Origin of the sequence: Streptomyces sp. PH10-H1, from assembly GCF_030063355.1 — a bacterium.
Taxonomy (GTDB): domain Bacteria; phylum Actinomycetota; class Actinomycetes; order Streptomycetales; family Streptomycetaceae; genus Actinacidiphila.
Genome location: NZ_JASISZ010000180.1, coordinates 1 through 2755, shown reverse-complemented (window position 1 = coordinate 2755; position 2755 = coordinate 1). Strand labels below are relative to the sequence as shown.

Sequence of the window (2755 nt, the reverse complement as noted above, 5' to 3'; positions counted from 1 at the left end):
TGTCCACGGACAGTGGGACATCCGGGTGAGCGGACAGTTCAGGTCCTCGTGTGCGGACAGCTGATCTCCCTGTCCGGTATGACTATTTGTCCCTCGGTCGGGCTCAGGCCAACGGGGTGACACCCTGGCCTGTGGTGGCTTGGGTGAGCCGAAGCGAGGAGCCCTCGGTGAGGATGATGTGGGCGTGGTGCAGGAGCCGGTCGACGGCCGCGGTCGCCAGGGTTTTGGGCATGATCGAATCGAATCCCGAGGGGTGCAGGTTCGAGGTCACGATCACCGAGCGGCGCTCGTATGCGGCGTCGATGACACGGTAAAACGCTTCGGCGGCGGCCTGTCCGGACGGGAGCATGCCGATGTCGTCGACGACGATCAAATCGCACCGGGTGATCTTCGCGATGGCCTTGGTGACGGTGTTGTCGACGGTGGCCCGCCCCAGGTGGGTGGTCAGCGATTCCAGGGTGAACCAGGCGACCTGCATCCCGGCGTCGATGGCCTTGTGGGCCAGGGCCTCCGCCAGGTGGCTCTTGCCCGTCCCCGACGGCCCGGTGACAGCCAAATTCTCCGCGCGGCCGATCCATTCCAGGGTCATCAGTGCGTGCTGGGTGGGCAGCGGGATCGAGGAGTCGGCTTCCTTCCAGGACTCGAAGGTCTTGCCGGAGGGCAGGCCGGCCTGGCGGTGGTGGTTGCGGCGGGTGGCCTCGTTGCGGCCGTGGGCCTCGGCCTCCAGCAGGATCCGCACGACCTCGGCGGGGTCCCAGCGTTGGGCCCGGGCGGTGGCCAGTACGTCGGGGGCCGCCGCGCGGAGGTAGGGGAACCGCATCCTTCGCAGCACCGCGTCCAGCTCGGCCGGGATCGGCGGCGCGAGAGGCGCGGGCGGGACCGGGGACGGGGCGGGGATCAGCTCGGGCGGATCGATGACGGCTGTGGTGGCCATGGGCAACTGCCTTTCCTTGCTGGATGGTTCGGGACTGTCCGTTCCCGGGCCGCTTCGCGGCCCGGGAACGGGGGATCAGGTGGCGGGGCGGCCGAAGTCGGACCAGGCGCCGGTGCCGGGCTGCGCGGAGTGTGCCTCGTCGGCGACGACCAGGTCGGCGGGGCGGGCGGCCTCTTTGCGGTGCTGGACGATGGACATCAGGTCGCCCTCGGCGAAGCGCCGGTTGATGGCCGCCAGTCCGAGTGAGAGGTCGACTTCGGCGGTGCCGACCAGGGCGGCGAGCTCGACGGCGCCCGCCATCTTGACCCGGATCCGGGTGGTTCCGGCCGCGGCGGCCTCGATCAGCCAGGACTTCGCCCCGGGGCCCAGTGCCAGGAAGGCTTCCTCGGCGTCGTTGCCGGGCTTGACCTTGGGCGGGCGCGGGGACCCGTCCATCTCCTGGGGGTGGTCGGGGTAATGGGCGGTGTCGATGACCGGACGCCCGGGCAGGGCGATCTGGTGCCGGGCGACCTCGGCCAGGCCGGCCGGGCCCTGCATCCACTCGGGGCGGTGGGCGAGCTGGGACAGGTCGCAGACCACGACGAGCTCGTCGCCGTCGACGCGCACCCACGCTTCCTGGCCGACCAGTCCGGGCGGGGTCGAGTAGCGCACCGACCCGAAGCGCACCGTCTGGTCCCGCAGCACCTGCCTCGACTCGCCCAGTGCGAGGGTGTGCGGGCCGGCGGGCAGCGCGTGCAGGCGGGTGCGCTCGATGTCGAGCATGGTGGAAGGGGCCCGGCCGGTCTCACGGTGGACCCGGTTGTTGACCTGTTGGCAGAAGATCGCGCAGGCCCCGCGCAGTTCGGCGAACGAGTCGTAGGCGGGCCGCAGGTTGGCGTCGGTGGGCACCAGGTCGGCCTTCGCGACGCGGACCGTGGCCTCGCTGCCGCCCTTCGATTCGGGGTCGAACGGCACACACGTATGTACTTGAAGGCCGTAGTGCCGTCCCGCGGCCACGATTTGGGGGTGGCGGACCGCGACACCGGCGACCCTGTCGATGGTCACCGTCTTCTCGTTGTCGGTCAGCGCATAGGTCGGCACTCCGCCGATCGCCCGCAGCATCGAGTCGACGCAGGAGATCAGCGTGGGCAGGGTCCGGTCCCAGACCGGGATCACCACCCGGAACCTGGACCAGGCCAGCCATGCGCAGAACAGCAGTGTCACGCGGGGCGCACCGCCGCCGGGACCAGGGACTTTCGGGCCCCATCCCCAGTCGAATTGGACCCACAGCCCCGGCTCGGTGATCCATGGGCGATACGTTCTGCGGTGCCCTGCGTCCCAGCGGCCCTTGGCGACCGCCACCGCCCGGCGCGTGGTGCGTTCATCGCCGGTGAACCCCAGCAGCACCAGGCGCTCGTGGAGCTTGTCCGCGCGGGCCTTGCCTTGCGAACGTTCCACCCATTCCTCGATCTTGGGAAGGAACGGGTCGATCAGCTTCGGCCGCATCACCGGTGCGTCAGATGGCTGACCGGTGTCCCTCATCCGTGCGTACCTGCGGACGGTCTTCGGGTCGACCCCGGCCAGTTGGGCAGCCGAATGCGCACACCCGGTGGCGTCCAGGGCCTCGTAGATTTCCATGATCTCCCTGCAAGACTTCTTCACGGTCCCTCCGGCGCGGTCCAGCTCGTTGTCCTCACACCAGCGAGCAAACCCCCGGAGGGATCACCAGTTCGGTACCTGGGTTCGAAAGCACACGAACGGCCGTACCGACAGGGAGATCAGCTGTCCGCCAAGCGGGATCCAAAATGTCCGCCTACAAGGATCTTGCGCTGTCCGCTCTCA

General features: G+C 69.5%; 2 protein-coding genes. Both read right to left on the bottom strand.

Annotated features, from left to right (window positions below):
- Nucleotides 1-103: 103 nt before the first annotated feature.
- On the bottom strand, nucleotides 104-934 hold the full coding sequence (gene istB, locus QMK24_RS40965; protein WP_267719259.1) for an IS21-like element helper ATPase IstB: 831 nt from the start codon (nucleotides 932-934) through the stop codon (nucleotides 104-106).
- A gap of 75 nt (nucleotides 935-1009) precedes the next feature.
- A complete protein-coding gene (gene istA / locus QMK24_RS40960) occupies nucleotides 1010-2551 on the bottom strand; it encodes an IS21 family transposase (RefSeq protein WP_283472000.1) in 1542 nt (513 codons plus the stop codon).
- Between the last annotated feature and the right edge of the window lie 204 nt (nucleotides 2552-2755).

Coding starts and splice junctions, on each gene's coding strand:
- istB (WP_267719259.1), bottom strand. CDS start 934: ATGGCCACCACAGCCGTCATCGATCCGCCCGAGCTGATCCCCGCCCCG.
- istA (WP_283472000.1), bottom strand. CDS start 2,551: ATGGAAATCTACGAGGCCCTGGACGCCACCGGGTGTGCGCATTCGGCT.